Below are 17,855 nucleotides of genomic sequence, written 5' to 3' on the forward strand. Positions count from 1 at the left end.
GGCGGGTCAGGGCGTGATGCCGCTCGGTGGGTTGCGCATGTTTTCGGCAATGCGCCGGGTGGTATCCATCACCATTTCGACCACGGTGTCCTGGCGCAGCAGCTTGAAGCTTTGGCTGCTGCCAACGGCCGACAGGCTGCCGACGACTTCGTCGAGGTCTGCCTGGAGGATAGGCGCGGCGATACCGGTCAGGCCCAGGTTGAGTTCGTCGTGGGTCAGGCAGTAACCGTCCTTGCGGATCTTTTTCGCCGCCTTGGAGAAACTTGCCCAGTCATACGGGCTGTTGGGGTCGTTGGCCATGTGCTCGTCGAACAGGCGTTGCAGGCGGCGGCCTTTCTGAAAGGCGATCAAGACCTTCGATTGTGCGCCGCGAAAGAACGGCAACGGTTGCCCGCGCCCGAACGCAAAGTGATAGGTGTCGGTAGGTTCGGCGATGTAGGTGTTGATGATGCGCCCGTCGTAAAACACGCTGGCAAACACGGCCAGGCCCGTTTGCGCGGACAGCTCGTGCATCAGTTCGCGGCCGGCGAGAAGGATCGGATCGTACTGACGCATCATCCAGTCCAGTTCGATCACACGCGGGCCCAGGCCGTAACTGCCGGCGTCCACGCGGGTCAGCAGGCCGGCGTCACACAAATCCTTGACGTAGCGGTACACGGTCGCCCGTGACAGCCCCATGCGCTCGGCGATGGTGTCGGGGTCGATCTTCAGCGTTTGTGGACCGAACAGGTCCAGGACACTCAGCAATTTGCTCAGGCTGCTCATTTCGTTCCTAGGAGAAGGGGAAGGGCGCTTGCCGCCTACCTTAATGGATCAGGCAATTCGCACGAGGGCAACACTACCGCAGTGAGAGAAAAACGCAATCTCTGACGGGTATTGACGTCCTTTAAATTCGCATAAATCTCATAAAATGAGAAAAAAATAAATAAATGCTTGTTGGTTTGGTTTTTGTGTGTGATAAATCTCATCACTGCAAATGCTCAAGCAAGAGGGCTGAAAATGAATGGTGCGCAACTGATAGTGAATGCGGCAGCGGCAAGCGGTATCGAGTACTGCTTCGCCAACCCCGGGACCACCGAGATTCCGCTGGTGGCTGCGATGGCCAGCGCACCTGCTCTCAAGCCGGTGTTGTCACTGTTTGAAGGGGTCTGTACGGGCGCGGCGGACGGCTATGGCCGGATTGCCGGCAAGCCAGCGATGACCCTCACCCACCTGGGCCCGGGGTTTGCCAATGGCATCGCCAACCTGCACAACGCCCGTCGGGCCAATACCCCCATCGTCAATGTGATCGGCGATCACGCGTCATGGCATGTCAACTACGACCCGCCATTGGCCAGTGATATCCAGGCCTTGGCCGGGACGGTCTCCGGCTGGGTGCGCACCTCGCGTACGGCTGCGGGGATCGGTGAGGACTTGCAGGAAGCGGTGCGCGCGGCCTGGCAAGCCAAAGGGCAAATTGCCAGCTTGATCCTGCCCATGGACCTGCAAGGCCACGCGGTGCCGGACCACGGCGTGTTTGCACCGCTGCGCGCACCCGTGCGCCGGTTTGCCGGTGATCGGGTCGAGACCGTGGCGCAGGCCCTGCGTGATGGCAAGCGCCTGGTGTTTATCGTCGGCGATGAGGGTTTGTCGGTCGCCGGCCTGGAAGCGGCGGGGCGCCTGGCCCAGTTGCCGGGCGTGCGCTTGTTTGCCGAGACCTTTCCCCGGCTCAGTTACCGTGGCGGCGGTTTGCCGGACCTGGACCGCTTGCCGTACTTCCCGGAAGTGGCCATTGAAATTCTTCAGCAGTACGACCTGGTCGTCTGCGCCGGGGTGCCGGAGCCCATCAGCTATTTTGGCTACGAAGGCATACCGTCGCGCCTGGCCGAGCGCGAGCGCCTGCTGGCGCTGGCCGATGTCGGTGACGACGTGGCCGGGGCGCTGACGGCGCTGGCCGAGGTCCTGGATGCACCGGCCTACGTGCCGACGCCCCAGGGCATCGAACTGCCGCCCGGGCATGCCGAGCTGACGCCGCAGTCCATTGGGCAAGTGTTGGCCGCGTCGCTGCCCCACGACAGTATTGTCTCGGTCGAGGGCGGGACCTGCGGTTATCCCTTCTTCACCGCCTCCGCCCGCGCCGCCCGGCATCGGGTAATGACCAATACCGGTGGTGCGATTGGCCAGGGGATTCCAGTGGGGTTCGGCGCCGCCCTGGCGGAACCCGGCAATCGGGTGTTCTGCCTGCAATCCGACGGCAGCGCCCAGTACACCATTCAAACCCTGTGGAGCATCGCCCGCGAGCAGTTGCCGGTGGTGATCCTGATTGCCGCCAACCATCGCTACGCCATTTTGCAGAATGAGTTGCGGCGTTTCGGCATGAGCGTCATGGAACCGCAAGCCCTGCGCTTGACGGTGCTCGACAGCCCGCGCATTGACTGGAAGGCCCTGGCCAAAGGCTACGGCGTGCCGGCCTGCACGGTGCAAACCAATGCCGAACTGCAACGGGCGCTGGCCACTGCCAAAGCCGATGGCGGTCCTTGCCTGATCGAAATGGCGCTGTGAAGGAGTCGATGATGAAACCGTTTGAAGTGCTGCCGGCCGTCCAGGCCTTTCTGTCCCGGCCGGGCCGCTTGTTTATCGGCGGCAGTTGGCAGGACGCCGCCGCTGGCCGGCGGTTTGCCGTGGAAAACCCGGCGACCGAAGAAACCCTGGGCGAAGTCGCCCAGGGCGATGCGCGTGATGTGGAGGCGGCGGTCGCTGCCGCGCGCTCGGCGTTCAATGGCGCCTGGGCACTGCAGTCGCCGGCCCAGCGCGGCCTGCTGCTGTTGCGCCTGGCCGATCTGCTGGACCAGCACCGCGAAGAGCTGGCGCAACTGATCACCCTGGAGAACGGCAAGCCCATCGCCGCCGCGCGCGGTGAAGCGGCCAGTGCGGCGACCATCCTGCGCTACTTCGCCGGCTGGCCGACCAAGATCGAAGGCAGCACGCTGCCGGTGTCGCCGGCCAGCGGTGCGCCCATGCTCAACTACACCTTGCGTGAACCGGTGGGGGTCTGCGCGCTGATCGTGCCGTGGAATTTCCCGTTGAACATGTGCGTCTGGAAGCTCGGCCCGGCACTGGCCACCGGTTGTGTGGCGGTGCTCAAGCCCGCCGAGCAAACGCCACTCGTGGCGATCCGCCTGGTGCAGTTGATCGAGGCCGCCGGGTTTCCGGCCGGGGTCGTCAACCTGGTCACCGGCCTTGGCGCTGAAACGGGCGCACCGCTGGCCCAGCATCCCGATGTCGACAAGATTGCCTTTACCGGCTCGACCCAGGTCGGCCGGCTGATCGCGCAAGCCGCCACCAGCAACATGAAAAAGGTTTCGCTGGAGCTGGGCGGCAAGTCGCCGAATATCATCTTGCCGGACGCCGATATTGTGCGCGCTGCCAAAGGTGCCGCCGATGGCATCTTCTACAACCAGGGCCAGGTGTGCACGGCCGCCTCGCGCCTGTATGTGCATGCCAGCGTGCTGGACCAGGTGCTGGAAGAGCTTGAACGGCATGCCGCCGCCCACGTGCTCGGCAACGGCCTGGACCCGGCCAGCAGCATGGGCCCGCTGGTGTCGGAGCGCCAACTGAGCACGGTCAAGGGCTACCTGCAACGGGGCCAGGAGGAGGGTGCCGAACTGATCTGCGGCGGCGCCCGGCCGGCCCATCTGGAGCGCGGCCACTTCATGGCGCCTAGCGTATTTCTTGATCGCGCCGAACGTGCCTGTGTCGCCCGCGAAGAGATCTTCGGGCCGGTACTGACCGTCATGAGCTGGACCGAAATCGACGACCTGGTACTGCGCGCCAACGATTCGCCGTATGGCCTGGCGGCGGGCCTGTGGACCCGCGACCTACGCTCGGCGCACCGCGTGGCGGCGCAGCTCAAGGCCGGCTCGGTGTGGATCAACTGCTGGAATGTGGTCGATGCGGCCTCGCCCTTCGGCGGCTACAAGCAGTCCGGCTGGGGCCGGGAAATGGGGAAAAACGTGATCGATGCCTACACCGAGACCAAAAGCGTGTTTGTCGATCTGGCCTGAACTGAATAATCACAAGAGGTAATTGCTATGGATCTGGAATTGAAAGGCCGCGTGGCCATTGTCACCGGTGGCGGCATGGGCATTGGCAAGGAAGTGGCACGTTTTCTCTCCGAGGAAGGCTGCAAGGTGGTGATCTGTGCGCGGCGCATGGCGTTCCTGCAACTGGCTGCCGAGGAGATCAGCGCACAGACCGGCAACGAAGTGCTGCCGCTGTTCTGTGACACCAATGACATGTCGGCGGTGTCGGAAATGGTCGAGGCGGCCTACAAGCACTTTGGTCGTATCGACATCCTGGTCAACGGTGCCGCCGCGCCGTCCGGTGTGGTGCGCAACGACATCGAGCATGCCGGCGACGACGAGCTGCTGTCGGACCTCAACACCAAGGTGATCGGCTACTTCCGTTGCGCCAAGGCCGTGACCCCGCACATGAAGGCTGCCGGCTTCGGTCGCATCATCAACATCGGCGGCCTCACCGGACGTAGCAGCAAAGTCCTCTCGGGCATGCGCAACCTGGCGATTGCCCATATGACCAAGACCCTTTCCGACCAGTTGGGCGCCTCGGGCATCACGGTCAACCTGATTCACCCCGGCGTGGTGGACACCCCGCATATCCAGGAGCTGTACGAGCGCGAAGGGATCAAGCAAGGCAAGACCGCGGAGCAGGTCGAGCAGGCGTATATCGACGCAACGCCGATTCGCCGCACCCTCGCGCCGATTGAAATGGGCTGGCTGATTGGTTTTCTGGCGTCGCCCAAGGCCGGTGCGGTGACCGGGGAGTCGATCGGCATCGACGGCGGCTTGACCCGTGGCATCTATATCTGAGGAGCATCAGTGATGAGTAACGGAACCCTTTTGGTGGCTACCGTGGGGCAAGCGGTGATCCGCAGTGCCGACGATGGCCGTACCTGGCACCGCCTGGGCCTGGGGCAGGACCTGGAGTTCGATGCAATCACCCGATCCCTGGGGGTGCATCCCGATACCCCCGAGGTGATCTATGCCGGCACAGACGTGGGCTTGTGCGTCAGCCGCGATACCGGTGGGCATTGGCAGCGGGTCGATGCGCCGTTCAATGGGCAGACCGTGTGGAAAGTCGCGGTCGACCCGCAGGATGCGCAACGGATGTTTGTCGGCACCGGTGCGCCTTCGCGTGCCGTGCTCTGGCGGACCCTGGACGGTGGCCTGAACTGGGACCGTGCCCCGGTGGACATCCCGGAGTTCTGCGACGGCGTCAGCCGCCCGCGCCTGCTGGCCTTCGCCTATGACCCGACCGACCGCAACCAGCTGTGGTTCGGCCTGGAGGAGGGCGGGCTGTTCCATTCCCGCGACGGTGGTGACAGTTGGACGCGAGTCGACGACCGGCTGCTGTGGGACTACAACTCGGACATCCACAACATCCTGGTCCTGCCCAATCACGGCGAGAAAGTCATTGTGGTGGTGTGCGTCAATGCGGTCTACCGCAGCCTGGATGAAGGGCTGACCTGGACCGGCATCATCGGCCGGGAAGCCTTTGGCCTGTACTACATACGTGCGATGAACGCGCCGTTGGGCACGCAGAACCTGCTGTACCTGAGTATTTCCGACGGTACTCCCGGCACCACCAGCAAGATCCTGGTCTCCCGCGATGCCGCGCTCAGTTGGGAGGTGCTGCCCTTGCCGCAGCAGCCTAACTCCTGTGTCTGGGCGATTGCGTTCAACCCGGCCAACCCGCAGCAGATCGTGGCGGGCACCAAGTATGGGCACTTGTTCACCAGTGACAATGGCGGTGATGGCTGGCAGAAGCACTGGCGCGAATTCAGCGAGATCGCCGATGTGCTCTGGACACCTGCCGTGGCGCAGATCAAGGCCGGGCATCAATCCATCGTGAAAAAGCATTGAGGTAGAGCGCCATGAAGGTCGAGATCCTGCGTACTCATTTATCGCTCTGGGTCAGTGATCCTGACGTGTCGGCGCGCTGGTACGCCGACATCCTGGGCATGCACGAAAGTGCCCGTGGCGAGAGCTGGGTCATGATGGCGTTTGGCGGCAAGCATCACGACATCGCCTTGATCCGTGCCGAGCCCGGCGCCCACCAGGGCGGGCTGGGGCTGCAACACTACGGCCTGGAGATCGCCGGGGACATGACCACCTTGCGTCAGCTCTACGGCATGTTGCTGGGCAAGGGGGTCGAAGTGGTGAAGATCACCGACCACGAGATCGGCCATGGCGTGTACTTCAACGATCCCGACGGCAACCGCATGGAATTTTTCCTTGAGACCGAACACGACGATGCACGCGGCAAGGCCCGGTTCAAGGCCGCCGGTGCGCCGAGTCGTCATTTCAAACTGGACCCACTTTGAGGCAAACCCTATGAAAACCGCTAACTTTGCTACTTATCACATCCGCAAATGGTACAGCTTTGTCGAAGAAACCCTGGCCAACGAAACCGGCCAATTGGCCGATGGCGAGCCGCTGTTCAAATATGCCGTTGCCGCCGTGATCGCCAACCCCTATGCCGGTCGCTACAGCGAGTCGTTGGCCGAGTTGGTCCAACCCTCGCCACAGCTGGGGCATGAGTTTGGACGTCGTATCCAGGCGTTGGCCGGCTCCCGGGAGATTGTCAGCTACGGCAAAGCGTGCGTGGTGGGCAGCCAGGGCGAGTACGAACATGGCAATGCCTTCCTGACCAACCCGGCTGCTGACCCGGTGCGCCTGGCGCTGGGCGGCGGCAAGTCCTGGGTGCCCTCCACCGGCAAGCGCGGCGGCCCCGGCTCCACCATTGATGTGCCGCTGGCCCACAAGGATGCCCTGTATGTGCGCTCGCACTACGACAGTATGTCGCTGATGTTCGGTGACGGCCCCGCGCCGGATGAAGTGATCGTGATCTGGGCCTTTGCCACCCGTGGGCGCTTGCATGCCAGGCTCGGCGGCCTGCAGGCCGAAGATGTCAAAGGGGTTGATGGGCTGTACTGATTGCGGGCGTGCAGCTTTGGCGACGCCGGATTAAAACCACAACAAGAAAGCGGTGAATAGCGATGAAGCAGGAGAAAACCCAGGTTGTCATTGTCGGCGGCGGCCCCAACGGGATCACGGCCGCGCACTATATGGGGATGTACGGAATCGACTGCATCGTCCTTGAGCTTGCCGACGGCATCCTGCCGTACCCGCGTGCGGTAGGCATGGACGATGAAGCCCTGCGTGTATTGCAGGGCATCGGCATCGCCGAACTGGCCGCGCGCGACATGATCTGCGATGTGCCGCTGCGCTATTACAACGCCCGTGGTGTGTGTTTCGCCGAGGTCAAGCCCAGTACCGCCCATTACGGCTGGCCAATGCGCAATATTTTCATGCAGCAATTGCTTGAAGGCACACTGCGCCAAACCCTGGGCCAGCGCACCAGCGTCACTTTGCGCCAGGGCCATGAAATGCTTGACCTGGAACAGGACGGGCAGGGCGTGACCTTGCAGGTGCGCGATGCTCGGGGCGAGGTCTACCAACTGCGCGCCGACTATGTCATCGGCGCCGATGGCGGGCGTTCTACGGTGCGCAAAAAACTCGGCATCGAGTTGCTGGGGCTGACCCATCCACGCAAATGGGTGGTGATCGACACCGCCAATGACACCCTGGATGCCCCCTACACCGCACTGCATGCCGACCCGCAACGGCCCTTCGTGTGCATTTACCTGCCCTACCAGCAGCGCCGTTGGGAGTTCATGCTGATGGAGGGCGAGGATGAGGCGAAGATGTGTGACGAGAGCACCATCCGCGACCTGATCCGTGGGCATATCGGCGACGCGGTCGACGCGTTGAATATCATCCGTATCCGCGCCTATACCCACCATTCCCGGGTCGCGGCGCGATTTGTTCAAGGGCGGGTGGCGTTGGTCGGCGATGCCGCGCATATTTCGCCACCCTGGGCCGGGCAGGGCCTCAATTCCGGGTTGCGCGATGTGGCCAACGTGGCCTGGAAGCTGGCGGCTATCCTCCAGGGCCGCGCCTCACACGCGATCCTTGCCAGCTACGACCAGGAACGCCGCGGGCACGCCACCGAACTGGTGGCCCTGGCCGACAACATGGGCGCCGTACTGGGGCTGACCAACCCGTTGATGGCCGGTGTGCGTGACTGGCTGTTCCAGGCGGTGAACAGCGTCGATAACCTGCGTTCGCACCTGCTGGAGTTCAAGTTCAAGCCCAAGGCCACCATCACCAAGGGCCTGGTCTATCACGAGCGTGCCGAACTGCGTGAGGACGACCTGGTCGGCCAATTGTTTGTGCAGCCCTATATCGAAGACAGCGAGGGCCAGCGTCGGCGTCTTGATGAGGTGCTGGGCCATTCCTATGCGGTGCTGGGGTATCGGGTCAATCCCCGCGAGGCCCTCAGCGAAGAAACCACGAGTTTTTGGGGGCGCTGGGACACGCGCTTCATTCAGGTCAATCGTTCGCGCAGTGGCACTGCTCGTCACCAGCCCTTGATGGCCATGGACGCGATCAGCGTGGAGGACGTGGATAATCGCCTGGGCGAATGGTTCTCCAAGGTCCGCGACTGCATCGTCGTGGTGCGCCCGGACCGGTTTATCGCGGCCATTACCACACCTGAGCGGCTTGAAGGTGTGTTGCGCAAATTGGCGGAACAACTGTCATGAGCGGCGATAACGGGTTCTTGAACCGGTTGCACCAGGCCACGCGCACGGCACAAGCCATTGCGCCGCTGCCACCCGAGGCGCTGGACCTGCTTTCAGGGTACGCGTTGCAACGCCAGGCGCTGGACAGGCGCATGGGGGCAGGCGAACAACTGAGCGGTTGGAAAATCGCCTTCGCCGGCCGCGCCGCGCAACAGCGCATGGGCATTGACGAGCCGGTGTATGGCGGCCTGACCAATCGGATGAGTGTCGAACCGAACACGGTGGTGGCGCTCTCACGGTTGATCCAGCCCAAGCTGGAGATCGAAGTGGCGATCATCCTGGGGCGCAGCCTGGCGCCGGGAGACTACCGCGACGAGGAGATCCTGGCGGCCATTGCACAAGTGGCTCCGGCGTTCGAGATTGCCGACTGCCGTTGGCAGGGGTGGGCGTTCGGCGTGGGGGCCTTTCTGGCCGATAACGCGGCGGCGGGGCTTTACTGCCTCGGGCCGCGGATGGCGTTCGATCCGCGGCAACACGCCAATGTGGGCTACCGCCTGGAATGCGCGGGCGCGCCCTGCGGCGATGGCCAGACCCAGGATCGTGAGGACCCGCCGCTGGCCAATCTGTGCTGGCTGATCCGCCGTCTGTTGGCGGACGGCCAACGGGTGGAGGCCGGGCAGGTGGTGCTGTGCGGGGCGCTGCTGGCCCCGATGAGTATCCAGCCCACCACGTACCGCCTGCATATGTTTGGCACGGAACTGGCTTTGGTTTTCAGCGCGGACACCCTCCCTGTGTAAACCACAGCGGTCGTCATGGATGACTTAAGCCCCTTTCAGGCCGATAACCACAACGGGGCCAACGAGGAACGACGATCATGCTGGCTGAAGTCCGAACCTTCAATGACCCTCAACTCCATGCCGGCTCCATCCAGGGCTGGCGGCAAGTGTATGACCAACTGGGCCGTGGCTGCCTGACCAGTGAACTGCTGCAGTTGTCTGCCGACCGCTTCCAGATCTTCCAGGAGGTCCTGGACAAACGCGTGGTACAGCGCGGTTATGCACCGACGGGACGCCTGTGCGCGGCCATGTCGTTGGGCAGTGCACCGGTGGCGCAAGGGCAACAGGTGGGCACGCATAACGTAGTGCTGTTACGCGATGGCGAGGAGTTTGTATTGCATGCGCCTGAAGGCACGCACTTCTTCGCGCTCAATGTCGATACAGTACGCTTCGCCAAACTGGCCGCCTTCGAGTTGTCCCGTGATCAGCTCAAGCGCCTGACCACCCGCTCGCAGCTATGCGCGGATGACGCGTTACTGCTGCGGATACGCCAGCGTATTTACCCACTGTTTCGTCACCTTTTGGAACAAACGGACGCCATCAGCAGCACCGCCGAAAGAATGCTGGAGGACGAACTGCTCAACACCTTCCTCGACCTGTTCAGCAATGCCACCGACGAGGTGCGCTGCCGTCGCGGCAACTTCGCCGTGAGTGCTTACCTGGTCAAGCGCTGCCAGGAGTTGATCGATGCCAGTGGCGACAGTCCACTGAGTATTCTCGACCTGTGCGAACACCTGCGGGTGAGCCGGCGGACCCTGCAGAACAGCTTTCAGGCGGTGACCGGCATGCGCCCGGTCGAGTACCTGCGCAACTTGCGTCTGAATGCGGTGCGCCGACGCTTGATCGCCACGCCTGCCTATGCCCATAACGTCGGTGAGATCGCGGTGGCCCTGGGCTTTTTCCATCTGAGCCACTTTGCCGCGCATTACCGCGAGCTGTTTGGCGAGTCGCCGTCCGAGACCCGTCGGGCGATGGGCTGAACCGCGCTCGAGACCTGCGACGAAGCGCACTGTGCCTGACGAACGAAACGATAGCGATGGGGGGTTGGCGTACGGCCCGCTCAGGCGTAGCTGATCCGGTCGGTGTAGGCGTTCTGCAGCATTTTGCGCTGGTAGTCGCAGGGCGTGGTGCTGACCAGCTTCTTGAAGTCGCGCAGGAAGTGCGATTGGTCGGAAAACCCCAGGTCGAGCGCCAACTGCGAAAACGAAACATCGTGTTGGGTATTGAGGGTATCCAGGGCTGCCTGGCAGCGGATGATCCGGCAAAAAGTCTTGGGGGACATGCCGGTGTCCTGGCTGAACTGACGGTGCACCGTGCGACTGGTGTAGCCGCTGAGGTCTTCGAGTTGCTGGATCCGCACATCGCCGCGATGGCGCAGCGTCTGCTGGATGATCATGGCCGTGAGCCTGGACGTCTTGCCCATCAGGCGAGGGGCCAGATAGTCGTTGAACAGGCGCATTTGATCGCCCAGCAGGGGGGCCTGCACGATGCTTTCAAAGATCCGTTGGGCAAACCCCGAGACTTCCAGCAGGTCGAATTCCCGCTCGGTTAACTCTTCGGCCAGCACATTGATAAAGCCGGGAATGATTCCCGGTGAAAAACGCACGCCAAAGTAGTGATGGTGCTGGTGCAACTGGACGGCCTGGGCGGTCAGCGGGGTGCCACAGATCCGGGCGCTGGGGCGGGTGGCGTCGCAGTCGAACACAATGTCCACGCAGCCGTCCGGCACGGCCAGCAGATTGCTCGAGTGGGCCACATCGAAGGCATAGAAATGCGAGATCGCCGGGTGCGCGCAGGGCATCACCCAATAGCGTGAAGAGTTGAGTACGAACCAGGGCTGTTCGTTCACCGTGTGAGGCCGGGGAGTCGGCACGCTCTGTTGGATCATGGTTGCCCCTTGGGACGGCAGCGGTACGGGAAATCCAAGGCATTAATCGCGCCAACTGACACGCTGCCGGCCCGTGGGCATGTCCGAAATTTACAATACCGCCGGATACTGCCGCCAGATACTCGACGTCGACAGTGTGGAGTTGCGCCTACCGCAGCGATCTCACCTTCAACCCGAGAATAACTATGCCTATAAATACAAAAATCGACTTCATCTACCTCTCCGAGCAGGACATGATCCGTGCGGGGGTGACCGACATGCTGGCCTGCGTGAATACCATGGAAGAAATGTTCGGCCTGCTGTATGCCGGTGACTACCGCATGGCCGGCCCGAACAATGACTCCCATGGCGCGATGGTTGTTTTTCCGCAGGACTCGCCGTTTCCAAACATGCCCAAACCCACGGCCGACCGGCGCATGATGGCCATGCCGGCCTATCTGGGCGGCAGCTTTTGCACCGCCGGGGTGAAGTGGTACGGCTCCAATATCGCCAACCGCGAAAAAGGCCTGCCGCGCTCCATCTTGATGTTCACCCTGAATGACCCCGACACCGGCGCACCGCTGGCCCATATGTCGGCCAACCTGCTGTCAGCGTACCGCACCGGTGCGATTCCCGGGGTGGGCGCGCGTCACCTGGCCCGCAAGGACTCGAAAGTCGTCGGCCTGCTCGGCCCGGGGGTGATGGGCAAGACCACGCTGGCGGCCTTCATCGCGGTATGCCCGCATATTGATACGTTGAAGATCAAGGGCCGTGGCCAGAAGAGCCTCGACAACTTTATGGCGTGGGTCAAAGACACTTATCCGCAGATCACCACGCTCCAGGTCGTCGACACCCTTGAAGCGGTGGTTCGCGACTCGGACCTTGTTACTTATTGTAGCTCCGGCGAGGTGGGCGACCCCTCGATCTACCCAATTGTGCGGCGCGAGTGGGTCAAGCCCGGCGCCTTCCTCGCGATGCCGGCATCGTGCTCCCTCGACGCAGGCATGGAACAGCGCGACGTGCGCAAGGTGTTGGACAACACCGGTCTCTACCAGGCCTGGTTTGACGAGTTGCCCAAGCCTGCGCATCACTGCGTGCCGGTCATTGGCGTGCGTTTCATGGACATGATTGCCGAAGGCAAGATGTGCCTCGACGACGTCGAGGACATTGGCAAGATCATCGCCGGGGCCGCGCCAGGCCGCAGGAACGATGAGGAGATCATCATCATGTCGGTGGGCGGCATGCCCGTCGAAGACGTGGCCTGGGGCACGGTGGTGTATCGCAAGGCGCTTGAACAAGGCATCGGCGTGACCTTGAACTTGTGGGACACCCCGGTACTGCGCTAAGCCAACCCTTCACCCCATCTGACGAGGCATTCGACATGACAAAAATCATTAAGCTCAAGACCGGTTCGCCGTTTGAAGACCAGGCCAGCTATTCGCGCCTGGTGGTCGTGGACAACTGGATCTACGTGTCCAACACTGCGGGCCGCAACCCGCAGACCAAGCAGATTCCCGAAGACATTCTTGAACAGACCCATCAGGTCTTCGCCAATATCGAAGCGGCCCTGGCGGCAGTCGATGCGAGCCTGGCGGATGTGGTGTGTTCGCGGGTGTTCATCCAGGACCCCAGGGACGTGCCGGCGGTGATGACCCTGATCGGCGAGAAGTTTCGCGGCGTCGACCCGGCCAGCACCGTCACCTGTCCGCCCCTGGGCTCGACGGTCTACAAGGTGGAGCTGGAAGTCACGGCGTATCGCAACGCGTCGAAGGCGCAGGTCGAAGTCATTCGCCTGGCGTAATCATCGTCATGCGGCCAGGCGCAGGCGTGGCCGCCCTTATTCGTTTACCGAGTCTTGACCATGGCACCGACTATAGCGCCCGTGACAACGTCCACTGTGCTGCCCACTACCACCTCTGTCGTCATCATTGGCGGCGGGATCATCGGCCTGACGGCTGCGCTGACCCTGGCCGAACGCAACATTGCGGTGGTGGTCCTGGAAAAGGGCCGTATCGCCGCCGAGCAATCCTCACGCAACCTGGGCTGGGTGCGCAAAACCAGCCGTCACGCCGCCGATATTCCGCTGGCTCTGGCCGCCGACCGTTTGTGGGCAAAGATGCCCGAGCGAGTAGGGGCGGATGTGGGGTATCGCCAGGAGGGCATCATGTTTGTCGGGCGTACCCCGGCGCAGATGGCAATGCATGAGGGGTGGCTCAAGTCGGTGGAGCATTTGTCGCTGGATTCACGGCTGCTCAGCAAGCGTGAGATTGACGCGCTGGTGCCGGGCGGCGTGGGTGACTGGGCCGGCGGTATCTTTACGCCCTCCGATGCGCGTGCCGAACCGACGCTGGCCAGCAGCGCCATCGCCAAGGCGGCCCTGGCCATGGGCGTGGTGATTATCGAGCATTGCGCGGTGCGGACGCTGCAGATGGCCGCCGGTGCGGTCAGTGGCGTAGTGACCGAGCAAGGCGAGATCCGCTGCGAGCATGTGTTGCTGGCGGGGGGCATATGGTCACGGCGTTTTCTGGGCAACCTCGGGGTCTCGTTGCCGACCTTGCCCTTGACCTGTTCGGTGCTGCGTACCCAGCCCATGGCCGGGCCGACGCAGATTGCCGTCGGGGCCCCGGACTTTTCGTTTCGCAAGCACAAGGATGGCGGCTTCATCATTACCCAGCGCGGCAAACTGGATGCCTGCCTGACACTCGACCACCTGTTGCTGGCCAAGCCCTATATGCCGCAGTTCCGTGCGCAACGCAGCGTACTGAACCTGTCGCTGGGCAAGCCTTTTTTCAAGGATCTGGCGCTTGCACGGCGTTGGCAGCCCGGCAGTGTCAGCCCGTTCGAGCGTGTCAGGGTGCAGGACCCGGCCGCGAACCCGCGGCTCAACCGTGACGCGCTGAACAACCTGACGGCCGCCTGGCCGGTTTTTGCACAGGCGCGGATCGCCCAGGCCTGGGCCGGCACCATCGACGTGACACCCGACTCCAACCCGGTCATCGGGCCGGTAGCGCAGATCCCGGGGCTGACCGTGGCCACCGGCTTCTCGGGGCACGGTTTCGGCACGTCGCCCGCGGCCGGTCATCTTGCGGCGGACCTGGTCAGTGGGCAGGCACCGATCATTGATCCAACCCCTTATCGTTTCGATCGTTTCTAAAGGAATACACCGATGCTTTCCGAGAGCTGTTTCTTTCGCAACCGTTCGGGCTTGCGCCTGCATTTTTTACGCTGGGGCGCTTCGAGTGGTGTGCCCCTGGTGCTGTTGCACGGCTTGCGGGCCTATGCACAGACCTGGGAGTCGCTGGCGCAATCCTTGGGGCCGGGCTACTGCATCTATGCTCTGGACCAGCGTGGCCGGGGGTTGAGCGATTGGGCGGCGCCCGCCAGTTACCACACGCAATCGTATGTCGAGGACCTGGAAGATTGGCTCGCCCATGTGGGCTTGCAGCGTTTTGTCTTGCTGGGGCATTCATTGGGCGGTGCCAACGCCCTGGAATATGCACGGCAACATCCGGGACGCTTGCTGGGCTTGCTGATCGAGGACATCGGCCCCGGCTCCTCCAGCCAGGGCGATGGCGCCGCGCGCATCCGTCGCGAGATGGGCCAGACGCCGTTGCAGTTCGAGAGCTGGGAAGCGGCCCGTGCCTTCTGGCGGGCTTCGCGCCCAGGGTTGTCGGAACAGAGCCTGGCGTCGAGGCTTGCGCATTCGATGCAAGAGCGCGACGGCGCGATCACCTGGCGCCATGACCAGCAGGGGATTGCCGAGGCACGGTTGAGTATCGAACCGACGGACCTGTGGCCGGCGGTGCGCGCGCTGGATTGCCCGACCCTGTTCATTCGCGGCGGCCGCTCGGACTTCCTGCCACCTGCGACGCTGCAGGCGATGAGTGCCAGCAACCCCCATGTGCAGACGGTGGAAGTCGCGGACGCTAGTCATTATGTGCACGACGACCAGGGGGCGGTGTTCAATACCAGGGTGGCTGACTTTCTCGACAGTCTTGTGCTCGGGTAAGCGGTCGGGCGGTGAGCAAGGAAGGTGTTTTAGAACTTCAGGTAAATCGTTTAATTAATTAATGTTCAGCTAATCGTGGTTAAACATCATTTCGTCCTGGGTGACAGAACCAAGAGAACATTAGCTTGGGGCTGTACGAAATGATGAGTCTCTTGGATAGCTGAAATGAAATATCTTTTTTTGACGGGCTTTTTGATGGTAAGCGGCTTTGCCGTTGCAGGAGAGTTACCCACGGGGGCCGTGGGTGACTCTATGGTCGTTGATGGAGAGACTTTGCCTATAGAGCGGCCAGGCTCATGGTTCGTTGGGGATATACAGCGTGTCATTAGTATCTCTTCTGTGTCGGAGCGTTGTGAGATCACCCCCGTACGGATGGTGTATGAGGACTCCAGGCAAAAAAAGCATGTTCTTGAATACAGTGTAATGGGTAATGGATGTAACTGATTTTTCGGTATGTCCAGTCATCGCACTATTCATATCGCTCATGTAATCAATAACTTTTTATTTGTCATATAGGACGCGCCCGGTGCGTTGTCCGAACGGCAGGTCTGTTTCCGCTATTTAATAGAGCCCCTCCCTATGAAAAAGATTTTCTCGGCCTTGATTGTTATGTTTGCCATGGTTGGCCAAGTGTTTGCCAGTGAACCCTACAGTCAGGAGCGCTTCGACAAACTCCAGGCCAGTGGCGAGTTGGTGCTGGTCGATGTCAATGCCCCGTGGTGCCCAACCTGCAAGAAGCAGAAACAGATCATCAACCAATGGATTGAACAGAACCCGGACAAAAACCTACACGTACTCGACGTTGACTTCGACACGCGCAAGGACCTGGTGGCCCAGTTTCGTGCACCTCGCCAATCGACGCTGTTGTTGTACAAGGGCAATAAGCAGGTGTGGTTCAGCGTGGCGGAGACTCGCGGGCCGGTGATCGGTGCCGCCATTGAGCAGGGGTTTTCTGCGCGATGAGTATTGAGTTGGTTTCTATCCCACTGGCCATGGTGGCAGGGGTGCTGAGTATTTTGTCGCCTTGCGTATGGCCGCTGGTTCCGGTGGTGATGTCGTCCACTGCCAAATCCAGCAAGTTGGATGCGGTTTTTCTCGCCTTGGGCCTGAGCACTTCATTTGCAGTGGCCGGCACAATTATTAGTTTTGTTTTACTTAATTTGGGTATCGACCCTGTGATCTTCCGCTATGTGGCGGCGGTATTGCTGGTGTTTTTGGGGCTGACATTAGTCGTCAAGCCGCTTGGTGACTGGCTCACACTGCAGTTGTCGCGTCTGACCAGCCGTGTCGAGACCCATAACTACCGGGGTGGCTCGGCAATGGGCCAGTTTGGACTCGGGGCGTTGCTGGGGTTGGTCTGGCTGCCGTGCGTCGGGCCTACGTTGGGGGCGGCGATTGCGCTGGCATCCATTGGGCAGGACATGACCATGGCCTTTGTGGTGATGTTCGCCTTTGGGCTGGGTACGGCTGCGGTCTTGATACTGGCGGCAGTGTTGTCGGGTCGACTGCTGACCCGGTGGCGGCCAGGGTTGATGAGTCGCGCAACCCACGGCAAGCGGTTCCTGGGGGTTTTACTGTTAGTGCTCGGTGGGTTGGTACTGACAGGGGTCGACAAGGTGTTGGAAACCTTCGCCTTGAGCATCTTGCCCGATTGGCTTTTGACACTATAACGATTTGAAATCTATCGCTTTCACAGCGCTGGCTTATTTTAGGGAGACGATCATGTTCAAACGTAAGGCTTTCAGCAATACCCTGTTGGTATTCGTCCTGTTCATCAGTGGCTTTGCCCAGGCGCAGAGCGCGACCGAGACCAAGGCGCCCAGTGTTATTTTCCTGGATATCAATGAGACCTTGCTTGACCTGGAGCCCATGCGCGCCTCTGTCGGCCAGGCGCTGGGCGGTCGGCCTGAGTTGCTTGGCCTATGGTTCTCCACCCTGTTGCATTACTCGCTGGTGGAGACCTCGACTGAGCAATACCATGACTTCGGCACCGTAGGCACGGCGGCCCTGATGATGGTGGCTCAGGCCCATGGGGTCCAACTCAGCGAGGCACAGGCGCGTGCTTCCATCGTCACGCCCATCACTCGCTTGCCGGCTTATGCCGATGTTCGCCCTGGCTTGCAGATGCTCAAGGATAAGGGCTACACCTTGATCGCACTGACTAACTCATCGCGTAAGGTGGTGCAGGCGCAGCTGTCGTTCGCGGGGTTGGACGACCTGTTCACCGACTACCTGAGCAGTGACACGCTCAAGAGCTACAAACCCAACCTTGCGGTCTACACCTGGGCCGTTCAGCAACGTGGTATTACACCCGCAGAGGCCATGCTGGTAGCGGCTCACGGGTGGGATATCGCAGGGGCCCAGCGTGCTGGCCTGCGCTCGGCGTTTGTTGCGCGCCCTGGGCAATCGCTCTATCCATTGGCACCCGCGCCTGACTATGTGGTGAGTGATATCAAGGCGCTTGCGCAGAGGTTGCCGGTGCGTTGAGTGGGGAGAGCGGGT

The 17,855-nt window shown here is 61.8% G+C and carries 19 protein-coding genes; 17 read left to right on the top strand and 2 right to left on the bottom strand.

Going from position 1 to position 17,855, the window contains the following annotated elements; genetic code table 11:
- Window positions 1-6: 6 nt before the first annotated feature.
- Entirely contained in the window at window positions 7-765 is a 759-nt protein-coding gene (locus tag AC07W7_RS09560; RefSeq protein ID WP_099170360.1) for an IclR family transcriptional regulator, read from the bottom strand.
- A 234-nt stretch (window positions 766-999) separates the two neighbouring features.
- On the opposite strand from AC07W7_RS09560, the gene AC07W7_RS09565 reads away from it, so the two are divergent.
- The 9 genes from AC07W7_RS09565 (at window position 1,000) to AC07W7_RS09605 (ending at window position 10,457) form a co-directional block, all read left to right on the top strand.
- Window positions 1,000-2,541 (top strand): acetolactate synthase large subunit, encoded by a 1,542-nt coding sequence (locus AC07W7_RS09565; protein WP_099170359.1) that lies wholly within the window; start codon window positions 1,000-1,002, stop codon window positions 2,539-2,541.
- Between the two features lie 11 nt (window positions 2,542-2,552).
- On the top strand, window positions 2,553-4,043 hold the full coding sequence (locus AC07W7_RS09570) for an aldehyde dehydrogenase family protein (RefSeq protein ID WP_169866763.1): 1,491 nt from the start codon (window positions 2,553-2,555) through the stop codon (window positions 4,041-4,043).
- A gap of 27 nt (window positions 4,044-4,070) precedes the next feature.
- Entirely contained in the window at window positions 4,071-4,865 is a 795-nt protein-coding gene (locus tag AC07W7_RS09575) for an SDR family NAD(P)-dependent oxidoreductase (protein WP_099170357.1), read from the top strand.
- 12 nt (window positions 4,866-4,877) lie between these two features.
- Window positions 4,878-5,918 carry a WD40/YVTN/BNR-like repeat-containing protein gene (locus tag AC07W7_RS09580; RefSeq protein WP_495039195.1) on the top strand — a complete coding sequence of 347 codons (1,041 nt, stop codon included), beginning with the start codon at window positions 4,878-4,880 and terminating at the stop codon, window positions 5,916-5,918.
- Between the two features lie 11 nt (window positions 5,919-5,929).
- The gene (locus AC07W7_RS09585; RefSeq protein ID WP_099170355.1) at window positions 5,930-6,379 is read left to right on the top strand and encodes a VOC family protein; all 450 of its coding nucleotides are present in this window, start codon (window positions 5,930-5,932) and stop codon (window positions 6,377-6,379) included.
- Between the two features lie 10 nt (window positions 6,380-6,389).
- Window positions 6,390-6,992, top strand: coding sequence for an amino acid synthesis family protein (locus tag AC07W7_RS09590; RefSeq protein ID WP_099170354.1), 603 nt, complete (start codon window positions 6,390-6,392; stop codon window positions 6,990-6,992).
- 62 nt (window positions 6,993-7,054) lie between these two features.
- Window positions 7,055-8,662 carry a bifunctional 3-(3-hydroxy-phenyl)propionate/3-hydroxycinnamic acid hydroxylase gene (locus AC07W7_RS09595; protein ID WP_099170353.1) on the top strand — a complete coding sequence of 536 codons (1,608 nt, stop codon included), beginning with the start codon at window positions 7,055-7,057 and terminating at the stop codon, window positions 8,660-8,662.
- Entirely contained in the window at window positions 8,659-9,438 is a 780-nt protein-coding gene (locus AC07W7_RS09600; protein WP_197882803.1) for a 2-keto-4-pentenoate hydratase, read from the top strand. The genes AC07W7_RS09595 and AC07W7_RS09600 overlap by 4 nt, the downstream gene beginning before the upstream one ends.
- A gap of 77 nt (window positions 9,439-9,515) precedes the next feature.
- Window positions 9,516-10,457, top strand: coding sequence for a helix-turn-helix domain-containing protein (locus AC07W7_RS09605; protein WP_099170351.1), 942 nt, complete (start codon window positions 9,516-9,518; stop codon window positions 10,455-10,457).
- A gap of 80 nt (window positions 10,458-10,537) precedes the next feature.
- Here the strand turns inward: AC07W7_RS09605 and AC07W7_RS09610 are convergent, their stop codons facing one another.
- Window positions 10,538-11,365, bottom strand: coding sequence for an AraC family transcriptional regulator (locus tag AC07W7_RS09610; RefSeq protein WP_495039196.1), 828 nt, complete (start codon window positions 11,363-11,365; stop codon window positions 10,538-10,540).
- Between the two features lie 185 nt (window positions 11,366-11,550).
- On the opposite strand from AC07W7_RS09610, the gene AC07W7_RS09615 reads away from it, so the two are divergent.
- The 8 genes from AC07W7_RS09615 (at window position 11,551) to AC07W7_RS09650 (ending at window position 17,840) form a co-directional block, all read left to right on the top strand.
- Window positions 11,551-12,690: an ornithine cyclodeaminase family protein gene (locus tag AC07W7_RS09615; protein ID WP_099170349.1), complete on the top strand. Its 1,140-nt coding sequence runs from the start codon at window positions 11,551-11,553 to the stop codon at window positions 12,688-12,690.
- A 35-nt stretch (window positions 12,691-12,725) separates the two neighbouring features.
- Window positions 12,726-13,145: a RidA family protein gene (locus AC07W7_RS09620; protein WP_099170348.1), complete on the top strand. Its 420-nt coding sequence runs from the start codon at window positions 12,726-12,728 to the stop codon at window positions 13,143-13,145.
- A gap of 60 nt (window positions 13,146-13,205) precedes the next feature.
- The gene (locus AC07W7_RS09625) at window positions 13,206-14,498 is read left to right on the top strand and encodes an NAD(P)/FAD-dependent oxidoreductase (protein WP_495039197.1); all 1,293 of its coding nucleotides are present in this window, start codon (window positions 13,206-13,208) and stop codon (window positions 14,496-14,498) included.
- 12 nt (window positions 14,499-14,510) lie between these two features.
- Complete coding sequence (locus AC07W7_RS09630) at window positions 14,511-15,353, top strand: alpha/beta fold hydrolase (RefSeq protein WP_495039198.1); 843 nt, start codon at window positions 14,511-14,513, stop codon at window positions 15,351-15,353.
- A 252-nt stretch (window positions 15,354-15,605) separates the two neighbouring features.
- Window positions 15,606-15,797, top strand: a complete 192-nt coding sequence (locus AC07W7_RS09635; protein WP_232243882.1) for a DUF2790 domain-containing protein — start codon at window positions 15,606-15,608, stop codon at window positions 15,795-15,797.
- Window positions 15,798-15,932: 135 nt separating this feature from the next.
- Window positions 15,933-16,316 carry a thioredoxin family protein gene (locus tag AC07W7_RS09640; protein ID WP_169866755.1) on the top strand — a complete coding sequence of 128 codons (384 nt, stop codon included), beginning with the start codon at window positions 15,933-15,935 and terminating at the stop codon, window positions 16,314-16,316.
- A complete protein-coding gene (locus tag AC07W7_RS09645; protein WP_495039199.1) occupies window positions 16,313-17,023 on the top strand; it encodes a cytochrome c biogenesis CcdA family protein in 711 nt (236 codons plus the stop codon). Before AC07W7_RS09640 ends, AC07W7_RS09645 begins: the two co-directional genes overlap by 4 nt.
- 52 nt (window positions 17,024-17,075) lie before the next feature.
- Window positions 17,076-17,840, top strand: coding sequence for a haloacid dehalogenase type II (locus tag AC07W7_RS09650; protein ID WP_099170343.1), 765 nt, complete (start codon window positions 17,076-17,078; stop codon window positions 17,838-17,840).
- Window positions 17,841-17,855 lie beyond the last annotated feature (15 nt).

The organism is Pseudomonas sp. GW821-FHT01D09, from assembly GCF_059422465.1.